Annotated in this window: 16 protein-coding genes; 11 read left to right on the top strand and 5 right to left on the bottom strand. The window is 66.2% G+C overall.

Annotated features, from left to right (window positions below):
- The first annotated feature begins 3 nt into the window (after positions 1 to 3).
- The 4 genes from VQ067_RS30110 (at position 4) to ampDh2 (ending at position 4414) form a co-directional block, all read left to right on the top strand.
- A complete protein-coding gene (locus VQ067_RS30110) occupies positions 4 to 882 on the top strand; it encodes an endonuclease/exonuclease/phosphatase family protein (RefSeq protein ID WP_003096975.1) in 879 nt (292 codons plus the stop codon).
- The gene (dgcP, locus tag VQ067_RS30105) at positions 879 to 2894 is read left to right on the top strand and encodes a diguanylate cyclase DgcP (protein WP_009316027.1); all 2016 of its coding nucleotides are present in this window, start codon (positions 879 to 881) and stop codon (positions 2892 to 2894) included. The genes VQ067_RS30110 and dgcP overlap by 4 nt, the downstream gene beginning before the upstream one ends.
- Positions 2895 to 3011: 117 nt before the next feature.
- Positions 3012 to 3605: a MarC family protein gene (locus tag VQ067_RS30100; RefSeq protein ID WP_003102836.1), complete on the top strand. Its 594-nt coding sequence runs from the start codon at positions 3012 to 3014 to the stop codon at positions 3603 to 3605.
- Positions 3606 to 3634: 29 nt separating this feature from the next.
- Entirely contained in the window at positions 3635 to 4414 is a 780-nt protein-coding gene (gene ampDh2, locus VQ067_RS30095) for an N-acetylmuramoyl-L-alanine amidase AmpDh2 (RefSeq protein ID WP_003096970.1), read from the top strand.
- A gap of 34 nt (positions 4415 to 4448) precedes the next feature.
- On the opposite strand, the gene VQ067_RS30090 is transcribed toward ampDh2, so the two are convergent.
- Together VQ067_RS30090 and algB are read right to left on the bottom strand one after the other, a co-directional pair.
- Entirely contained in the window at positions 4449 to 6236 is a 1788-nt protein-coding gene (locus VQ067_RS30090; protein ID WP_003096967.1) for a KinB sensor domain-containing domain, read from the bottom strand.
- Positions 6233 to 7582 carry a sigma-54-dependent response regulator transcription factor AlgB gene (gene algB / locus VQ067_RS30085; RefSeq protein ID WP_003096964.1) on the bottom strand — a complete coding sequence of 450 codons (1350 nt, stop codon included), beginning with the start codon at positions 7580 to 7582 and terminating at the stop codon, positions 6233 to 6235. The genes VQ067_RS30090 and algB overlap by 4 nt, the downstream gene beginning before the upstream one ends.
- A 467-nt stretch (positions 7583 to 8049) precedes the next feature.
- On the opposite strand from algB, the gene VQ067_RS30080 reads away from it, so the two are divergent.
- The 4 genes from VQ067_RS30080 to VQ067_RS30065 all read left to right on the top strand — a co-directional run bounded on the left by VQ067_RS30080 (position 8050) and on the right by VQ067_RS30065 (position 12081).
- Entirely contained in the window at positions 8050 to 8211 is a 162-nt protein-coding gene (locus VQ067_RS30080) for a DUF1328 domain-containing protein (protein ID WP_003096961.1), read from the top strand.
- Between the two features lie 21 nt (positions 8212 to 8232).
- Positions 8233 to 8700: an inhibitor of vertebrate lysozyme family protein gene (locus tag VQ067_RS30075; RefSeq protein WP_003114119.1), complete on the top strand. Its 468-nt coding sequence runs from the start codon at positions 8233 to 8235 to the stop codon at positions 8698 to 8700.
- Positions 8701 to 9412: 712 nt separating this feature from the next.
- Positions 9413 to 10747: a glutamate/aspartate:proton symporter GltP gene (gltP, locus tag VQ067_RS30070; RefSeq protein WP_003096956.1), complete on the top strand. Its 1335-nt coding sequence runs from the start codon at positions 9413 to 9415 to the stop codon at positions 10745 to 10747.
- Positions 10748 to 10851: 104 nt separating this feature from the next.
- The gene (locus tag VQ067_RS30065) at positions 10852 to 12081 is read left to right on the top strand and encodes a nucleoside recognition domain-containing protein (protein WP_003096953.1); all 1230 of its coding nucleotides are present in this window, start codon (positions 10852 to 10854) and stop codon (positions 12079 to 12081) included.
- Between the two features lie 18 nt (positions 12082 to 12099).
- On the opposite strand, the gene VQ067_RS30060 is transcribed toward VQ067_RS30065, so the two are convergent.
- Complete coding sequence (locus VQ067_RS30060; RefSeq protein ID WP_023092798.1) at positions 12100 to 13140, bottom strand: DUF5924 family protein; 1041 nt, start codon at positions 13138 to 13140, stop codon at positions 12100 to 12102.
- Positions 13141 to 13514: 374 nt separating this feature from the next.
- On the opposite strand from VQ067_RS30060, the gene VQ067_RS30055 reads away from it, so the two are divergent.
- Together VQ067_RS30055 and VQ067_RS30050 are read left to right on the top strand one after the other, a co-directional pair.
- The gene (locus VQ067_RS30055) at positions 13515 to 14804 is read left to right on the top strand and encodes an MFS transporter (RefSeq protein ID WP_003096941.1); all 1290 of its coding nucleotides are present in this window, start codon (positions 13515 to 13517) and stop codon (positions 14802 to 14804) included.
- 141 nt (positions 14805 to 14945) lie between these two features.
- A complete protein-coding gene (locus tag VQ067_RS30050; protein ID WP_003096934.1) occupies positions 14946 to 15506 on the top strand; it encodes a GNAT family N-acetyltransferase in 561 nt (186 codons plus the stop codon).
- A gap of 5 nt (positions 15507 to 15511) precedes the next feature.
- On the opposite strand, the gene VQ067_RS30045 is transcribed toward VQ067_RS30050, so the two are convergent.
- Both VQ067_RS30045 and VQ067_RS30040 read right to left on the bottom strand, forming a co-directional pair.
- A complete protein-coding gene (locus VQ067_RS30045) occupies positions 15512 to 16885 on the bottom strand; it encodes a M16 family metallopeptidase (protein ID WP_003096933.1) in 1374 nt (457 codons plus the stop codon).
- A 68-nt stretch (positions 16886 to 16953) separates the two neighbouring features.
- Positions 16954 to 18702: a Na/Pi cotransporter family protein gene (locus VQ067_RS30040; RefSeq protein ID WP_003096931.1), complete on the bottom strand. Its 1749-nt coding sequence runs from the start codon at positions 18700 to 18702 to the stop codon at positions 16954 to 16956.
- A gap of 353 nt (positions 18703 to 19055) precedes the next feature.
- Here VQ067_RS30040 and VQ067_RS30035 point away from each other — a divergent pair, with 353 nt between their 5' ends.
- Positions 19056 to 19856 (top strand): substrate-binding periplasmic protein, encoded by an 801-nt coding sequence (locus VQ067_RS30035; RefSeq protein WP_074241028.1) that lies wholly within the window; start codon positions 19056 to 19058, stop codon positions 19854 to 19856.
- Positions 19857 to 20134 lie beyond the last annotated feature (278 nt).

The following is a 20134-nucleotide window of genomic DNA, read 5'->3' as shown; positions in this document are numbered from 1 at the left end:
GGCATGTTGCGCCGCTGGCAGCGTGAACCTCGGGTCGCAGGCAGCTGCGACCCGCGAGTGAACCCCTCCTGTGACGATTCGCGGGAGCTGCCCGACGACGGCCGCCTGCGCCTTCTCAGCTTCAACATCCAGGTCGGTATCAGCACCGAGCGCTACCGCCACTACCTGACCCGCGGTTGGCAGCACCTGCTGCCCCACGCGGGGCGGGCGACCAACCTGAAGCGGATCGGCGAACTGCTCGCCGACTACGATCTCGTCGCCCTCCAGGAAGCCGACGGCGGCAGCCTGCGTTCCGGCTACGTCAACCAGGTCGAGCACCTGGCCCAGTTGGGGGCGTTCCCCTACTGGTACCAGCAGCTCAACCGCAACCTCGGGCGTATCGCCCAGCACAGCAACGGCCTGCTCAGCCGCTGGCGGCCGACCCTGCTGGAAGATCATCCGTTGCCCGGTCCGCCGGGGCGCGGCGCGATCTTCGTGCGTTTTGGCGAAGGCGCCGACGCGCTGGTGGTAGTGATGATGCATCTCGCTCTCGGCGCTCGCACCCGCACCCGCCAGCTCGCCTATATCCGCGAGCTGATCGGCGACTACCGCCACCAGGTGCTGATGGGCGACATGAACACCCATGCCGTCGATCTTCTGGAAAACTCGCCCCTGCGCGACCTCGGCCTGATGGCGCCGCAGGTCGAGGCGACGTTTCCCAGCTGGCGGCCGCAGCGCAATCTCGACCACATCCTGCTCAGTTCCGATCTCGCTCTCGAGCGGGTCGACGTGCTCGACCAGCCGATCTCCGACCATCTGCCGGTATCGGTGGAGATTCGCCTGCCGGACAACCTGCGCGACAAGGCCTTGGTCGTGCGCGGGGATGCCGGGAGTCCGCCATGAGTCGCGACGACGTCCAGCGCTGGAAAGACAAGTACCTGGAGAACATCGAGCAGCAGGAGCGCCTGCAACGGCGCTGGGATGCCCGCATCGACCTGCTACGTCGCGGCCTGGTGCGTAGCAGTCTGGCGGCCGAAGGCAGCGACAAGGCGGTCGACCAGTGCATGAAGGAGCTGCGCGAGATCCTCCGTCGCGACGACATGGACGCCGGCCTGTCGGGCCTGATTCCGCGCCTGGAAAAGGCCGTGCTCGACTCCGAACAACGCCGCCAGCAACGCACCCAGCAGAACATCGATGCCCTCGGCGAACTGGCCCAGCAGTTGCTGGCCCTGAACCTGCCGCGGGAACTGCGCAAGCCGCTGAAGCAGTTCGCCCGCGATATCGAGGAGCGCGCCCGGCAGTCGCGCGAGATTCCGATCCTGCTCAGCGAGCTGAGCAGGCTGCAACGCCAGGCGCTGGCCGAGCGCAAGGGCGGCGATGCCGAAGACGGTCGCCCGAGCCTGTTGCAACGCCTGTTCGGCGGCAAGGAGTCGGAAACCGCCGCGGAGCCGAGCGCATCGGTGCCGTCCGTTGTGGCGGCAAGCAATACACCGATCCAACCGGCGGCGGCCGCGCCGTCCCTGCCGGTCGCCGAGCACGACGAGGCGCCAGGCGGTCCGCCGCAGCCGTTGCCCGCCCGCACGGTCGCCGCCATCGAAAGCGCGCCAGCGGGTTGGGTCGGGGTCGCCGAGCGTGGCGAGCCGAACCAGATCCTGCTGGATGAGCCTCGGGAAATCTGGCTCGACAGCCTGCCGCTGCCGGCCGGCCTGAGCTTTAGCGAGACGCTGGAAGACGCGGGTGCGGAGTCGCCGCCCGCAGTGCCGGCGGACGTTGAAAGCGCGCCCGAAGCTCCGGCCACCCCTGTGGATAACCTCGACGGGCAGGCGGTAGACGAGGCCTACGAACTGCCGCCGCCGATACCGGAGCCCGGCTACAGCGCGGTGGCGCCGCACATCGAGGCCAGCCTGCTGCGGCTGCTCGACGGCCTGTCCCTGCCGAGCAGCCACCAGCCCCAGGCCGAGGCGCTGCGGGAGCGGATCGATGGCAGCCTGAACTGGTATGAGCTGGTGCCGGTACTCGACGACCTGGCGGTGCTGGTGCTGTCCCTGGCGGACAGTGGCCAGCGCGACTTCGAGGAATACCTGCGGCAACTCAACGAGCGCCTGGAAAGCTTCCTCGGCCACCTGGGCGACGCCCACGCCGGCTATACCGACGTGCTGGACAACGCGCGCGGCTTCGACCAATCGCTGCGTGAGCAGGTCAGTGGCCTGCAGGCCAGCGTGCAGCAGGCGACCGACCTGAACAGCCTCAAGCTGGCGGTGGACAGCCGGCTGAACGGCCTGCTCGCCTCCATGGACGAACACCAGCGCGAACAGGCCGAGCACGAACAGGAGGTGTCCGGCCGCCTGCAGGCGCTGATGGAACGGGTCAACAGCATGGAACAGGATGCCAAGGCGTTCCACAGCCACCTGGAGGACCAGCGACAGAAAGCCCTGACCGATCCGCTGACCGGGCTGCCCAACCGCGCGGCGCTCAGCGAGCGCCTGGAACAGGAGGTGGCGCGCCGGCACCGGGACGGCGGCGATCTGCTGCTGGCGGTGCTGGACATCGACCACTTCAAGCGGATCAACGACGACTTCGGCCACCTGGCCGGGGACAAGGTGCTGAAGATCATTGCCGGCGAATTGCGCAAACGGTTGCGCCAGGCCGATTTCATCGCCCGTTTCGGCGGCGAGGAGTTCGTCGTCCTGCTCCCGGCCACGTCCCTGGAAGCCGGCCGGCAACTGCTCGAACGGCTGCGCGCGGCGATCGCCGCCTGTCCGTTCCATTTCAAGGGCGAGCCCCTGAGCATCACCTGTTCCGCCGGCATCACCGCGTTCGAAGGCAACGAGGCCGGCGAAGTGGTTTTCGAGCGCGCCGACCAAGCGCTGTATCGAGCCAAGCGCGCCGGCCGGGATCGCCTGGAAGTGGCCTGAAGGGCGACCAGCGCACATTCCGGCGACTCGGGACGGGCTCGCCTGCAGGTGTTGCCGCGGCTCGCTAGAATGGTCCCGCCCGGTAGAATGACCGGCTGTCCCGCTCTGGAAACTCCCATGGATATGTTCGGCGTCGCCGTCCTGATCTTTCTGGTCACCGATCCCTTCGGCAACATCGCCGTGTTCCTCGCCGCGCTGAAAGGCGTCGCCCCCGGGCGCCGCTTGCGCGTGGCGTTTCGCGAGCTGGCCTTCGCCCTGGGCCTGCTGCTGCTCTTCCTCACCCTCGGCGAGCACATCCTCAGCGGCCTCGGCCTGTCCCGCGAGGCGACCGGGATCGCGGGTGGCATCATCCTGTTCGTGATCGCCATGCGCCTGATCTTCCCGTCGCCCCAAGGGCTGCTCGGCGAAGTGCCCGACGGCGAGCCGCTGCTGGTACCCCTGGCCACCCCGGCGGTGGCCGGGCCCTCGGCGCTGGCGATGCTGATCACCCTGCGCACCACCTTCGACGGTCCGCTGTGGGAGCTTTACCTGGCGGTGGTGCTGGCCTGGGCCGCTACTGCGCTGATCCTGCTGCAGGCGGCGTTCCTCCAGCGTTTCCTCGGCCCGCGCGGGCTGACCGCCATCGAGCGCCTGGCCGGCATGCTGCTGATCATGCTCAGCGTCGATATGCTGTTGGACAACCTGCGCAGCGTGTTGCACATCGCCGCCTGACCGCGCTGCCCATTTTTTTCGGAGTCATCATGCGTTCGTTCGTTTTACTGGCTTTCACCCTGTCGCTGCTGGCCGGCTGCTCCAGCGGCCCGCGCCTGAATACCGACTACACCTCGGCGAACCAGGACAGCCGCGTCCAGTTCATCGTCCTCCACTACACCTCCACCGATCTGCCGCATTCGCTGGGCATCCTCACCCACGGCGGCGTCAGCGCGCACTACCTGATCGGCGACGACGAGCCGGCCACCGTCTACCGCCTGGTGGATGAGAACCGCCGCGCCTGGCACGCCGGGGTCAGTGAATGGCAGGGCCGGACCTGGCTGAACGCCACCTCGATCGGCATCGAGATCGTCAACCAGGGCTATCGCGATACACCCCAGGGGCGGGTCTGGTATCCGTTCAGCGAAGCGCAGATCCAGGCGCTCATCCCCCTGCTGAAGGACATCGCCAAGCGCCACGGCATCACCCCGGACCGGATCATCGGACACAGCGATATCGCGCCGGGCCGCAAGGTTGATCCGGGTCCGCTGTTCCCCTGGAAGCGCCTCGCCGATGCCGGTCTGGTGCCCTGGCCGAAGCCCGGCGAATTGGCGCGCCGGCTCGCCGAACTGAACGGCCAGCTGCCGGATGTGCGCTGGTTCCAGCAGCAGTTAGCGCGGCACGGTTACCTGGTGCCGCAGACCGGCGAGCTGGAGAAGGACACCCGCGACGTCATCGGCGCTTTCCAGATGAAATACCGTCCGGCCCGCTTCGATGGCGAGCCGGACCTGGAAACCGCCGCGCTGCTGCTGGCGGTGCCGACTTCCTGAGGCCTGTGGAAAAGCCTGCCGGGAGCGGCCCCGGTCACACCGGCAGCAGCATGTAGAAGCGCGCGCCCTGGCCCGGTTGCGAGCGCACCGCGATGCGCCCGCCATGCAGCTGGATGATTTCCTTGCACAGCGCCAGGCCGAGGCCGGCGCCGCCCTTCTTGCGTCCGACCTGGACGAAAGGCTCGAAGATCCGTCCTTGCTGGCTGAAGGGAATGCCTTCGCCATTGTCTTCCACCGCGATCAGCACCCGGTCGCCCTGGCGCCGGGCCTGCAGGTGGATCTGCCCGCCTTCGCTGCTATGGCGCAGGGCGTTTTCCAGCAGGTTGTCGATCACCCGCTCGATCTGCAGGCGGTCGAGCTGCAGGCGCGGCAGTTCATCGCCCAGCTCCAGTTGCAGCGAGACCCGGCGGGCCTCGCCCTTGGGAGTGAAACGCTGCTGCGCCTGGGTGAGCAGGTCGACGAGGTCGCAGGAAGCCAGTTCGAGCTTCTGCATGCCGGTCTGGTAGCGCGAGAAGTTCAACAGGTCGTTGATCAGCAGGACCAGCCGCGACATCTCTTCGTCCACCGTCTGGATCAGGTCCGCTTCCCGTGACTCCGCGGGGAAGTCCAGGCGTTCGCGGAGCAGGCTGAAGGCCATCTGCATGCCGGTCACCGGCGTACGCAGTTCGTGGGAGGCGCGCAGGACGAATTCGCTGCGGACCCGTTCGAAGGCGCGCTGCTCGGTCACGTCGCGGACCACCAGCACCGCGCCGACGCTATGCCCGCCGGGATGGGTGACCGGATACAGCGACCAGGCCAGCAGGCGCGACTCGCCGGCGACGTCCACCACCAGGTCGGGCATCGCCTCGTCCTGGACTTCGCCGAGCAGGGCCTTTTCCACCGCTTCCTGGACATCGACATCGCTGAGTATTTCGTCGATCCGCTTGCCATGGGGGTCGTTGGAGACGAACAGCTGGCGGATCGCGACCGGGTTGGCGTGTTCGATGCGCCCCTGGTTGTCGAAGATCACCAGGCCGTCGTCGATGCTGTCGAGTACCGCCTGCAGGCGCCGCTCGCCGGAAAGCACCTCTTCGACGCTGGTCTTGCGGTACTGCCGCAGGGCCTCGGCCATCAGGCCGAAACGCCGGGTCAACTGGCCGACCTCGGCGACGTTGGTCATCGGCAGGGTCACGTCGAAATCGCCTTCGCCGATCCTGTCTGCCGCCCGCGCCAGGGTTTCGATCGGCGCGCCGAAGCGCCGGGCGATGCTGTGGGCGGTGACGAAACCGATCAGCAGGATGGCGACGCCCACCAGGCCAAGCAGGCCGGCGACCAGGTAGGCTCGGTGGCGGGCGCTGGTCTCGGCGTCGCTGATGCCGGCCAGCGCCAGTTGCTGCAGGTCCTGCAAGCGTAGGCGCAGGGTATTGAAGGCTTCGCTGAAGCCGTCGTTGTCGGCCATGGGCGCCTTGAGCAGCGCCGGGGTGTGCGCCTGCAGTTGCAGGTAGGCGTCGCGAACGCCATCCAGGGCGGCCTGCTCGGCGCCGTCGACGGTATTCGCCCGGCCCTGTTCCAGGACTCGTCGGAAGTCGTTTTGCGAGCGCTCCAGGGCCTGCCCGTCGGGTTTTTCGCGGAGCAGTATGACCAACTGGTCGCCGAGCAGCTGGCGCAACTGCTGGCTCACCTCGATGGTCGCGTGGTGGTGCGACATCCGTTGCTCCTGAGCGCGGCCGAGCTGCATCACGCTGAACAACCCGAGCAACAGGCCGAACAGCGAGACGGTGATCAGCGCGGAAATGCTGAGGAACAACCGGGTCCGGAGCTTCATCGGCAGCGGCATGCTCATAGGCCGTACTGCTTGCGCTTCCGGTACAGGGTCGAGGCATCGATACCGAGGGTCTTGGCGGCCTGGTCGAGGGTCGCGCTGGAGGCCATCACCGCCGTGATATGGGCTTTCTCCAGGTCTTCCAGGCTCAGCGATTCGCCGATCCGCGGCGCGCTGCTGGCAGATTGCGCAGCGCTGAAACCGAGGTGGTCGACATCCACCCGTTCCTGGTTGCAGATGATGCTGGCGCGCTCGATCACGTTGCGTAGCTCGCGTACGTTGCCCGGCCAGGGGTATTGCCGCATGGCCTCGCGGGCGGCTTCGCTGAAGCCGCGGGCGGGGCGGCCGTAGTCCTTGACGAAGCGGGCGAGGAAACGTTCGGCCAGGCCGAGGATATCCTCGGCGCGTTCGCGCAGGGGAGGCAGGTTGAGCACGATCACGTTGAGGCGGTAGAGCAGGTCCTCGCGGAACTGGCCCTGGGCGACCATCGCGCCCAGGTCGCGGTTGGTCGCGGCAAGGATGCGCACATCGGCGCGGCGGGTCACCGGATCGCCGACGCGTTCGTATTCCTTGTCCTGGATGAAGCGCAGCAGCTTGGGTTGCAAGGTCAGCGGGAAGTCGCCGATCTCGTCGAGGAACAGGGTGCCGCCGTCAGCCTGGCTGACCCTGCCCAGGGTGCTTTCGGTGGCACCGGTGAAGGCGCCGCGACTGTGCCCGAACAGTTCGCTTTCCATCAGTTCGGCGGTCAGCGACGGGCAGTTGATGGTGACCTGGGGCTTCTTCGCGCGTTTGCTCCAGGTGTGGATGGCGCGTGCCAGTTCGCCCTTGCCGGAGCCGGATTCGCCGAGGATGAGGATGTTGGCGTCGGTCGCCGCGACCTGGCGCGCGGTCTCCAGTACCGCGGCCATGGCCGGGCTGTGCGATTCCAGGCCGTCGCCCTGGCGGCGCACTTCGTCCTCCAGGGCCTCCAGGCGCGCGGTCAGTTGGCGCACCTCCAGTTGCTTGGCGGCGGCCAGGCGCAGTTGGTCCGGGCTGCAGGGCTTGACCAGGTAATCCACCGCGCCGGCCTGCATGGCGTCGACCGCGGTATCCACCGCCGAATGCGCGGTGACGATCACCACGCGCATCCATGGCGCCTGGACGCGCATCTGGGCGAGAACGTCGAGCCCGTTGTCTTCGCCCAGGCGCAGGTCGAGGAAGCACAGGTCGAATACCTGGCGCTGCAACAGGGCCTCCGCCTGCGGCGCGCTGCTGGCGGTGGCCACGCTGTAGCCTTCGTCTTCGAGGCAATAACGGAAAGTGCGCAGGATCGCCGACTCGTCATCGACCAGCAGGATGCGCCCCTGTTTTTCGGAAGTGGTTTCCATCGTTGCTTTTTATCCTCTAGGGAATTCACTGCCATTCGGCTTCTGGGTTAGTCCCCGGAAAGCCCATGCAAGTTGCAGAGCGCCCCGCCGCCCATCCGGGCGGCGTGCAACCTGCCGATGTTGCTGTTCTTGGGTTTTCGGGAAGCCGTGGCGGCTCCACGGATGGCTCCGGGTAGCAGGTGCCGGGTCGCTTCCCTGTTGCATGTGACAGCGTACCGCGCCGATCGTGCAAAACGCCCGGAATAATTTGTCGCGTCGTGCAGGATGAACTGCGCAGACTACCTGGGTTGTTTTATAACTTATTGAATTAAAAGTATTTTTATTTTTCAGAAAGGCTGGCATGGGGCGTGCAATGAGGTAGTCACGGTCTCCCTGAAGAAAAAATGGACACAGGCCGGTTCGCTACCCCGATGGGCCCGGCCCCGAGGCGGTACCGACAGTTCCGAAGGCACACAGGAGAAAACATCATGCTTAGTTGGGCTATCACCTTTCTGATCATCGCCATCATCGCTGCCGTCCTCGGGTTTGGTGGCATCGCAGGTGCCGCCACCGGAATCGCGAAGATCCTCTTCGTGCTGTTCCTGGTGCTCTTCGTGGTCTCGTTCTTCTTCGGACGCCGTCGCGGCTAGCCGGATGCCAAGGAGAAAGCGATGCGACTCATGCGTAACCTGATGAACGCACTGCTGCTCGGTGCCGCCGCCAGTTCGCTGGCGGTGGCGGCCGACAGGGACGGCGAATACCGCTTGAACGAATTGCAGAGCACCGATGCCGGATACCGCAAGGCCTGGCAGAACCTGGTGGAAGACGAGAGCCGCTTGCCCGACTGGGTGATGAATCTCTCGGGAACCGCTACGCCGATGCATGCCGTCGACGACCAGGGCGACAAGTATCTGGTCGGCGGTCTCTGCGAGAAGTCCGATTGCAAGGGCCAGCGCCTGCTGGTCGCCTTCGATTGGGACAAGAGTCATGCCTACGGGCTCTACGTGCAGGTGCCCGAAGGGCTGCCGCAGGACAAGTCGCCGAGCAAGCACGCCAGCTTCCGCTGGCTGGGCAAGCCGGAGCCGGCGGTACAGAAGATCCTCGACGAACAACTCAAGGCCGATCCGAACTGGTACTGAGGCGGAACGGGCTTGCGTGACACCGCCCCGCCCGCAGCGGGGCATGGCCAGGGGACCGGGATGCGCTGGGTGAGGTCGATCCGGCGGGTTCCAGGGGTACAGGGAGTACCTCCTTCGGGGTCGGGCCAGGCGAAAACGCGCCGGAGGGGAGCCACCGATGTCTCGCTGCCTTCCGGCGCGCTTCTATATATAGAAGGGGTACGACGCTCCGCCGTCCGGCGGAGCGTCGGCTTCCGCACCGATACTCCGCGAACTTCCCTGATATCGATCAATGCCTGTGGATGGCTGAGTCGTTTTACAATCGACCACCCGCGCGTTCCGAGGCGCCCTCCCAGAAGGGCTTTACCGCGCGGTTATCCACAGAGTGCCGCTTATCCACAGCCGGCGATGGCGTGCCGGACGGCGTTGCGTGTCCTGCGACCATCCATCGCAGCGATGATGAGCGACTTTCAACTTCCCAGGATGGGCACGAGGCTCCCGGGCCTTGCACGGAGTGCCTTCCGCTCCCTGTTCTTGTACGAAAATCAAGGGCAATTTCCTGTGGGACGGACGTTTCATTAGTGATTTCTCATGCCGATTCGGCATGGGGCAGTCACTTACGGCATTAGACGGGGTAGGGGAGCGCATGAATCATTGCGCCCTTTCGCCTGTCGGGAGCGACTCTCCCGTTGGAGCGACTCCCGACTTCCACAAGAATTAAGGGTGACGAAACATGGGTAAAGCCAAGCTAAGCCTCGCCTGGCAGATCGTGATCGGTCTGGCACTCGGTATCGCCGTCGGCGCAGTGCTCAACCATTTCAGCGCCGAAAAGGCCTGGTGGATCGCCAACGTGCTGCAACCGGCCGGCGACATCTTCATCCGTCTGATCAAGATGATCGTGGTGCCGATCGTGATTTCCTCGCTGGTGGTCGGCATCGCCGGCGTCGGCGACGCGAAGAAGCTTGGCCGCATCGGCCTGAAGACCATCATCTACTTCGAGATCGTCACCACCGTCGCCATCGTCGTCGGCCTGCTGCTGGCCAACCTGTTCCAGCCCGGCACCGGCATCGACATGAGCACCCTGGGTACCGTGGACATTTCCCAGTACCAGAAGACCACCCAGGAAGTGCAGCATGACCATGCGTTCATCGCGACCATCCTCAACCTGATTCCCTCCAACGTCTTCGCCGCCATCGCCCGTGGCGAGATGCTGCCGATCATCTTCTTCTCGGTGATGTTCGGCCTCGGCCTGTCGAGCCTGCCCAACGACCTGCGCGAGCCGCTGGTGAAGGTGTTCCAGGGCGTTTCCGAGACCATGTTCAAGGTCACCCACATGATCATGAAGTACGCCCCTATCGGTGTCTTCGCCCTGATCGCGGTGACCGTCGCCAACTTCGGCTTCGCCTCGCTGCTGCCGCTGGCCAAGCTGGTGATCCTAGTCTACGTGGCCATCGTCTTCTTCGCCCTGGTGGTGCTGGGCCTGATCGCGCGGATGTTCGGCTTCTCGATCATGCGCCTGATTCGCATCTTCAAGGACGACCTGGTCCTCGCCTATTCCACCGCCAGCTCGGAAACCGTGCTGCCGCGCATCATCGAGAAAATGGAAGCCTACGGCGCGCCGAAGGCGATCAGCAGCTTCGTGGTGCCCACCGGCTACTCCTTCAACCTCGATGGCTCGACCCTGTACCAGAGCATCGCGGCGATCTTCATCGCGCAGCTCTACGGTATCGACCTGTCCATCGGCCAGCAGATCATGCTGGTGCTGACCCTGATGGTGACCTCCAAGGGTATCGCCGGCGTGCCGGGCGTGTCCTTCGTGGTGCTGCTCGCCACCCTGGGCAGCGTCGGCATCCCGCTCGAGGGCCTGGCCTTCATCGCCGGCGTGGACCGCATCATGGACATGGCGCGTACCGCCCTCAACGTGATCGGCAATGCCCTCGCGGTGCTGGTCATCTCCAAGTGGGAAGGCATGTACGACGCGGCCAAGGGCCAGCGCTACTGGGATTCGCTGCCGCACCTGCGGCAGGCGGTCGGCGAAGCCAAGGGCAAGCAGGCCACCCTCGAATAAGGCGGCTTCCCGCCCAGGAGGCCCCGGCATCGTCCGGGGCCTCGGCGTTTCTGGCGCCGGCACCGCCTGCGCCGCTATCATCCGCGCAACGCGGGGGATTCTGAATGCTGAACGGCTTGTGGTTGGGTTTTTTCCTGGTGGCGGCGGCGAGCGCGCTGGCGCGCTGGTTGATCGGCGGCGATGCGACGGTGTTCGCGGCGATGGTGGAGAGCCTGTTCGCCATGGCCAAGCTGGCGGTCGAGGTGATGGTCCTGCTGTTCGGCACCCTGACGCTCTGGCTCGGCTTCCTGCGCATCGCCGAGAAGGCCGGTCTGGTGGAGCGCCTGGCGGTGCTGCTCGGTCCGCTGTTCCGTCGGCTGATGCCGGAAGTGCCGCCGGGGCATCCGGCGATCGGCCTGATCACCCTGAACTTCGCCGCCAATGGCCTGGGCCTGGACAACGCCGCCACGCCGATCGGCCTGAAGGCGATGAAGGCGCTGCAGGAACTCAATCCCAGCAGCACCACCGCGAGCAATGCGCAGATCCTCTTCCTGGTGCTCAACGCCTCGTCCCTAACCCTGCTGCCGGTGACCATCTTCATGTACCGCGCGCAGCAGGGCGCGGCCGATCCGACCCTGGTATTCCTGCCGATCCTCCTGGCCACCAGCGCCTCGACCCTGGCCGGCCTGCTGTCGGTGGCGCTGATGCAGCGCCTGCGCTTGTGGGACCCGGTGGTGCTGGCCTACCTAATCCCCGGCGCGTTGCTGCTGGCCGGCTTCATGGCGGTGCTCGGCACGCTCTCGGCCACCGCGCTGGCGCAGCTGTCCTCGCTGCTGGGCAACCTGACGCTGTTCAGCCTGATCGTGCTGTTCCTGATCGTCGGCGCGCTGAAGAAGGTGCCGGTCTACGAGAGCTTCGTGGAGGGGGCGAAGGAAGGTTTCGACGTCGCCAGGAACCTGTTGCCGTACCTGGTCGCAATGCTTTGCGCGGTTGGCGTGTTGCGCGCCTCCGGGGCGCTGGAAGTGGTACTCGGCGGGATACGCTGGGCGGTCGAGGGGCTGGGCTGGGACAGCCGCTTCGTCGAGGCGCTGCCCACCGCGCTGGTCAAGCCGTTCTCCGGCAGCGCGGCGCGGGCGATGCTGCTGGAGACCATGCAGACCCACGGCGTCGACAGTTTCCCGGCGCTGGTCGCCGCCACCGTGCAGGGCAGTACCGAGACCACCTTCTACGTGCTCGCCGTCTATTTCGGCTCGGTCGGCCTGCAGCGCGCGCGCCACGCGGTGGGCTGCGCGCTGACCGCGGACCTGGCCGGGGTCATCGCCTCCATCGGCGTGTGCTACTGGTTCTTCGCCTGAGGTCGCCAGGCTTCGACGTCACTGGGTGACGTCGAAGCGCAGGGTGCCGATCATCTGTCCGGCCTCGGTGAGTACCTTCACCTGCCAGTGGCCGACCGGGTCGCCGGGGAAGTTCTGCTTGTGGGTCCAGGCCCGGTAGCCCTCCTTGCGGCCGCCGTGGATATCCAGGGCGATGCGGTCGAACTCCTTCCCGTTGAACATCCACACGTGATAGATGCGCTCGTCGAGGCCGCGCGGCGCGTTGATCGCGGTATAGGCGAACAGGCCCTGGCTGCGCAACTGGCTGGCGCCGACCTGCTCCAGGCTGTCGCCGGGCGTGCGGCTCTGGTCGTCGAACTGGCTGCTCACCGCCACTTCGGTCAGCCACAGGGTGGCCGGCGGCACCCAGGTACGGCCGAACCAGCCGGCCAGGCCTACCGCCAGGGTCAGGCCGAGAAGCAGGAAGCCGCGCCACCAGTGCTGTAGCGGGAAGGTCACGAGCAGGCTGGGGAAGGACAGCACGACGGCGATGCCCAGCGACAACCGGTAGCTTTCCGGGGTGGTCAGGTGCAGCAGGATCGGCAGCGAGGTCAGCAACACCGCAAACAGGGTCAGGGTGTGGTAGGCGAGGAACACCCAGCGACGCCTGGACAGCCAGCGATAGTAGAGCGGATCGGTGATGGAGATCAGCGCCGCGGCGGCCAGCGTCCCTGTGAACAGCGCCTGACCGCTGTTCCAGGTGGTGGTGATGAGAAAGAACGGCAGGACGAAGAACAGGCTTTCCTGGTGGATCAGTTGGGTCGCGTAGCGCAGCAGCGGCGCCGGGATCTCCCAGCCGAAGCGGCGGGCGAAGGTCTCCCGCAGGAGGTTCTCGAGGATCAACCAGACCCAGCTGACCAGCATGATGATTGCGAGTACCTGGGCGAAGCCCTTCTGCCGGTCGACCATGATGAAACTGAACACGCCCGAACAGAAGCCGAACAGGGCGATGGTGCGTGGATAGCGGGCCATCAGGCCGCCGACCAGGGCGATCAGTTGCTCCAGGCGGACCTTGAGGATGGGGCGTTGTTGGTTGGGCATGGGGAACAGCGGGTTCTCGATCGGATCTGCTCGGCCAGCCGGCCGGGGCGCGCAGCATAACCCCGGCCGGGTTTCCTGGGTATGAACGAAGGACAGCTACCGCGCGGCGAATGTTTCCTTCGCCCGACAGAGGCTCCGCTCTCCTTTCGCGGAGGGCGACCAGGGAAAAAGGCGTCGCTTTCCCGACCGATGGTCGCGAAGCTTTCGGCAGCCTTTCAAACCCCTTCAATTCGCACCTTTCGGGCAATTTTAGATTGTTCGACAGGAGTTTTTACACATATGGTTACAACTCGGTCGATGGATGACGTACCCGCCTGCGTGGCCATCGACGCCGCCATGGACCGCTTCCCCGTGTCTGCCTGAGTGTGTGTCCCATGGCCTCTAATAAATCCAAAGGCGTCGCCATTTTCCGTGTGGTCAGTGGCAACTTCCTCGAGATGTACGACTTCATGGTGTATGGCTTCTACGCCACCGCCATCGCCAAGACCTTCTTCCCCGGCGACAACCCGTTCGCCTCCCTGATGCTGTCCCTCGCCACCTTTGGCGCCGGCTTCCTGATGCGGCCGTTGGGTGCGGTGTTCCTGGGCGCCTACATCGATCGCCACGGCCGCCGCCAGGGCCTGATCATTACCCTCGGCCTGATGGCCATGGGCACCCTGCTGATCGCCTTCGTTCCCGGCTATGCCACGCTGGGCGTGGCGGCGCCGTTGCTGGTGCTGTTCGGCCGGCTCCTGCAGGGTTTTTCCGCCGGCGTCGAGCTGGGAGGGGTTTCGGTCTACCTGTCGGAGATCGCCACGCCAGGACGCAAAGGCTTCTTCGTCAGTTGGCAGTCGGCCAGCCAGCAGGTCGCGGTGGTCTTCGCCGGCCTGCTCGGCGTGCTCCTCAACCAGTGGCTGAGCCCGCAGGACATGGGCGAATGGGGCTGGCGCGTACCGTTCTTCATCGGCTGCCTGATCGTTCCGGCGCTGTTCGTCATCCGTCGCTCGCTGGAGGAAACGCCGGAGTTCGAGGCGCGCACCCACCGCCCGTCGCTGTCGCAGGTGCTGCGCTCCATCGGGCAGAACTTCGGCGTAGTGCTGGCCGGTACCGCGATGGTGGTGATGACCACCGTATCGTTCTACCTGATCACCGCCTACACGCCGACCTTCGGCAAGAATGAGTTGCAACTGTCGGACCTCGACAGCCTGCTGGTGACCATGTGCATCGGCCTGTCCAACTTCATCTGGCTGCCGGTGATGGGCGCGTTCTCCGACCGCATCGGGCGCAAGCCATTGTTGCTGGGTGCCTCCGCGTTGGCACTGCTGACCGCCTACCCGGCGCTGTCCTGGCTGGTCCGCGAGCCGAGTTTCGCCGGCCTGCTCGGCGTCGAGTTGTGGCTGTCGTTCCTCTACAGCAGCTACAACGGCGCGATGGTGGTGGCGTTGACCGAGGTGATGCCGGCGGACGTGCGCACCACCGGTTTCTCCCTCGCCTACAGCCTGGCTACGGCGACCTTCGGTGGTTTCACCCCGGCGGTCTGCACCTGGCTGATCCACACCCTGGACAACCGCGCGGCCCCGGGCATCTGGCTCAGTGGCGCGGCGCTGCTGGGGCTGCTCGCCACCCTGGTGCTGTTCCGCCGGCGCGGCAAGGAGATCGCCGAGGCCGAGCTGGCCAACGCCTGAGGCGTTTCGCCGCATGCCGTGCGTCGGCTCCCGCGGGGCTGCGGCGGCGGCGTTGATGTCGATCAACCGGAGCTGCGCCAAACCGCGTAGACAGGAAGGAAGTGGTTGTACCGACTTCCTTCCCTTCCTGGAGATCGCATCATGTCCAATGTACAAAATGCCAGCCGGTCTTCCGCGTTCGCGGCGGTAGAGGGCGACCATTGGGTCGAGTCCCTCGACGATGGCCGCCACGTGCTGATCCGTCCCCTGCGCGAGGAGGACCGGGAGCGCGAACGCCAGTTCATCAACCGGCTGTCCCCGGCGACCCGCCACTTCCGCTTCCTCGGCGAGATCAAGGAAGCCAGCCCGGCGCTGCTCGACCAACTGATGGACATCGACTACCAGCAGAGCATGGCCTTCGTTGCCCTGGTGCACGAGGACGGTGAGCTGCGCGAGGTCGGTATCAGCCGCTACGCCGCCTGTTGCGAGGAAGGGCAGTGCGAATGCGCGGTAACCATCGCCGACGACTACCAGGGACTGGGCCTCGACGCCGTGCTGATGCGCCATCTGATCGACGTGGCGCGGCGCAACGGCTTCCGCCAGATGTATTCGGTGGACTCGGCGGCCAACCGGGCGATGCGCGACCTGTGTTGCGCACTGGGCTTCGTCGGCCAGCGCGACCCGGACGACTCGACCCAGGTCATCCACCGCCTGGCCCTGTAGCCCGCTCAGGCGCGCCGGCGGCGCAGGCCGAACCAGAGCAGGCCGCTGGCCAGGAGACCGGCGGCGAGTAGCAACGGGTAGAGCATGTCGTCGTCGAACAGCGGCTTTTCGATGCGCAGGTAGCCTTCGCCGTCGAACAGCCGCTTCGCCAGCGCGTTCGCCTGTTGCAGGCTGACCTTCGCCAGGCGGCGCTCCTCATTGGGGAAATGGCCGTCCTCGTAGTCGGCCAGCGAGCCCCAGTAATAGTCCGCCAGCGCCGCGTTGCCCTGAGTGCTCCAGGCCAGCCTGGCGCGCTCGGCGAATTGCACCCGCTTGAAACGCCCCGGGTCCAGGCCATGCTGGCGGATGCCGTCGAGCAACTCGCGCAGGGCGGCCTCGGTGGCGGGCAGGTCGCTGCGCTCGACATCCGCGTCGAGGCTGAAGAAGCCCTGGTTGGCGAACACCTGGCGATCGGTCGATGGCCCGTAGGTGAGTCCGCGACGCACACGCAGGTCGGCGTACAGCGCGTCGTTCATATAGGCCTGGAGCAGGACCATGGCGTCCGGGTCGGCGTCGTCCGGCTCCGGATAGATCCAGTGCAGCATCGCACCCTCGCCGAATGGCCGGGTGATCAGGGTGCGCCTGGCCTCGGCATGCCCGTTGGCCGCCGGCAGCTCGCGGCGCTCGGGGAGCTCGTGGTCTTCCAGGGTGCCGAAGGTCCGGGTCAGATAGGCAGGCAGGCGCGGATCGAGGTCACCGACCAGGATCAGGGTCATGTTGCCCGGTACGTACCAGTCGCTGCGCAGCCGCTCCAGCTGCTCCGCGCCAAGCGGCGCCAGCGGCGCGCGCTGGGAGCAGGCCAGGCCCAGTTCCACCGCCAGTTGGTCCATGGCGCCACGGCCCAGGTTCTCGCGGTCGAGCCAGCGCTGCAGGTGCGAGTAATGGCCGCCGCCTTCGCGCTCGATCACTCGCTTGGCGGCGGCGATGCGCGGCTCGTCCAGTTCGGTGCGGGTGATGGTGTCCAGCAGCAGGTCGAGGACCTGCCGCTGGGTGGCGGCAGGTGCCTCGATGACGAAGGTGGTGTCGCCTTCGCTGGTGTAGGCGTTCCATTGTCCGCCGAGGGCCTGCATGCGGGCTTCCAGGTCGGCCTCGTCGCCGCCGTCCAGGCCGCTGAAGAACAGGTGCTCGAGCAGGTGCGGCAGCTGCTTTTCACGGCACGAGAAGTCGGCGAAACCGACCCCCACCACCAGCCGGATCGAGACGTGCCGGTGCTGCTCGGTGGGCTTGAGCAGCACGCCCATGCCGTTTTCCAGCTGGAAGGCTTCGACCTCGCTGCGCTGGTCGGCGTACGACCAGGGGCAGAGCAGGCAGAACAGCAGCAGGGTGGACAACGAACGCATGGGCCGAGCCTGGAACTGAAAATACCGAGAATAGCGGATGCTTCATGACGAACCTACCCGCAGAACGGCTAATGTCGCGAACGGCGCGTTTCCGCTCGCTCCTCGGCGAGCGCTGGCTCGGCCAGCGGCGCCGAGGTCATGTCGTCGACTTCGTCGGCCCAGTCGTCCTCGTCCCGCCGAGTGCCCTCGTCGGCCGCGCTGCTCGGCGCGTCTGGATTGTCCAGCACGGCGTAGGCGATGGCGCAGAACAGCGAGTTGAGACGCTTCATGTCGCTGATCAGGTCCAGGTGCAGCGAGCTGGTCTCGATGCTCTGTACCACCTGCTGGTGCAGGCGGTCGACATGGGCATGGGCGTAGCGCCGTTCCTGCAGGCGGAAGCGCTGCTTGGCCCGGCGCAGGCGCTTGGCGCTGTCGAGGTCGCCGTTGAGGAACACCGAGAGACCCAGGCGCAGGTTGGAGACCAACTGCTGGTACAGGGTGCCGATCTCTTCCAGGCCGGTGTCGGAGAACGAGCGGCTGCGCGAGGTCTTCTTGTCCTGCACGGCGGCGAGCATGTGCTCGATGATGTCGCCGGCCTGCTCCAGGTTGATCGCCAGCTCGATGATCTCCGCCCAGCGCCGGCTGTCGCGTTCGGACAGGTCCTCGCGCGGCATCCTTGCCAGATACAGCTTGATCGCGGTGTAGAGGGCGTCGACGTCGTCGTCGAGCTTGCGGATGTCCTTGCCGAGCAGCGGATCGCCGCCGCGGATGATCTGCATCAGATTGTTCAGCATCTGCTCGACGGTGTCGCCCATGCGCAGGGTCTCGCGCACCGCGTTGGCCAGCGCCAGGCTCGGCGTGTCGAGGGCGGCGGGGTCGAGATGGCGCGGCCGGGCGACGTCGTCGGGAAGGGCACGGTCGGGCATCACCCGGGTGCAGAAGCTGGCCATGGCGTTGGTCAGCGGCAGGCAGGCGAGGCAGCGCGCGGCGTTGTAGAGCACGTGGAAGGCGATCACCAGTTCGGCTGTGCTGAACTGCCAGTGATCCATCCAGTCCGCCAGCGGCCCCACCAGGGGCAGCACCAGCAGGCAGCCGGCGACCTTGAACAACAGGCTGCCGAGGGCCACCCGGCGACCGGCGGCGTTTTGCGCGGTGGCGCTGAGCATGGCCAGGATGCCGCTGCCGAGGTTGGCGCCGACCACCAGGCACAGCGCGACTTTCAGCGAGATCACCTTGGACGCGGCGAGGGTCGCGGTAAGCAGCACGGCGGCCAGGCTGGAATAGGAAATCATGGCGAACAACGCGCCGGTCAGCGCGTCGAGCATGATGTCGCCGGTCAGGCTGGAGAACAGTACCTTGACGCCCTTGGCTTGGGTCATCGGCTCGGCGGCAGCGACGATCAGCTGGAGCGCCAGGATGATCAGGCCGAGGCCGATGAATACCCGGCCGAGCTGGCCGAGGCGGGTCTGTTTGCGGCTGAGGAAGAAAATCACGCCGAAGAAGATCAGCAATGGCGAAAGCCACGACAGGTCGAGGGTCAGCACCCGCGCCATCAGCGCGGTGCCGACATCGGCGCCGAGCATGATCGCCAGGGCCGGCGCCAGTGCCATCAGGCCCTGGGCGACGAAGGAGGTGGCCAGCAGGGCGGTGGCGTTGCTGCTTTGCACCAGAGCGGTGACGCCGATGCCGGCGGCGAACGCCAGCGGGCGTTTTTCCACGCTGCGACTGAGGATGCGCCGCAGGTCGGCGCCGTAGACCCGGAGAATTCCGGTGCGGACGATATGCGTGCCCCACACCAGCAGGGCGACGGCAGAGAGCAGGTCGAGCAGTTTCAGCATGGCGTGGCCCCCCTGGCACTACGACGAATGGCCAACCTCGCGCCAGGTTCCGCGTGCGTTGCGCCGCAGAGCCCGGACAACGGCGCCAACGGCCACGATGGAAAGGCAGCGTTCAGGCGAGTTGTAACACGAACGTCATATTTGGACAGGCGCCCCCCGCGGGAGTTCGTCCCGGCAGCCCGAGCGGCAGGGCGCCTACCCTTCATTCAAGCGTGCGCGCCGCGAAACGGCGAAGATTTTTTCGCCTTCCGTGCGATGCATGCGTTTGCGCCACAGGCCATGGAATTAGCCGACAGGAAGGGTATCCTTTGCACCTTTTGAAAAGCCCCGGTCTAGAGGGATACAGAGGAGTGGTGCGGATGCGATTTGCGGGGATCAGTGGCTGCCTCTCGGCAGCGGTGTTGGCGCTCGGGGTAGGGGGAGCGCCGGCGGTTCGGGCCGATGCGCTGGGCGATAGCCTGGAGCAGGTGCACATCCGCAAGGCGACCTTCGCCGCGCCGGCCTGGGAAGGCTATACCAACGCCGACGGCAGCGGTCTGTACTGGGACCTGCTGAAGCAGGTCTATGCGCCCTACGGGCTCGACGTGAAATTCATCAACATGCCCTGGAACCGCGCCAACAAGCTGATGACCGCGGGCTCCATGGTCGATGGCGTGCCGGGCGAGATCCCCGGCGTTGAGGGCAAGCTGTACGCCCAGTTGCCGATCGACATCGAGTACCACGGCGTGATGCATGCGGCGAAGACGCCCTTTTCCGGCCGCGCCAGCCTCACCGGCAAGCGCGTCGGCTGGCGCCACAGCTACAACCTGATCCCCGCGGAGCAGCGCGACTTCACCCTGGTCGAGTGCGTCCGCCCCGAGCGTTGCACCGAGCAGGTCCAGAACGGCGAGCTGGATTTCTTCCTCGACGAGCCGGACGAACTGGAAAAGCAGCGCAGCGAAGCGCATCTGCCGGCCGATGCCTATCCGATCGCGCAACTGCCGCCCGGCAAGGAGTCCTTCATGACCTTCGCCGACAGCGCCAGCGGCCGGCTCCTGCGCGAGGTCTATGACGCGCGGGTACGGCAGATGGCGGCGTCCGGCGAGCTGCGGGCGCTCTACCAGCGCTGGAACAGCGAGGTGCCCGGCGCCGTGCAGGCCCTTTCGGCGCAGTGATGCGCCGCTCATTTCCACCGCGCAGCCTTTCCGGGGCTTGCGCGGCGGGAATGAAACGCCTAGGATTCGCCCTTCATTTCCCCCACTCACGCACCGCAAAGGAGGTTACATCGATGATTCAGTTCTCTACCCTTTGCAGGCTGCGCCTGGCCTAACGGCCACCGAAACCTACCGCTCGACCCCCTGCACCGCTGAACGATTCCCGCCCTTGCGTCCGCGCAAGCTTCCGGCGAGAGGTCATCGGCTGCCGCGGTCACCGCTCCCCAGGTTTTCACTTC

This window comes from Pseudomonas sp. KBN12P06040 (assembly GCF_037574965.1).
GTDB classification, from domain to species: Bacteria; Pseudomonadota; Gammaproteobacteria; order Pseudomonadales; family Pseudomonadaceae; genus Pseudomonas; species Pseudomonas aeruginosa.
The sequence above is the reverse complement of the archived record's forward strand: the minus strand, read 5'-3'. Positions and strand labels throughout refer to the sequence as shown.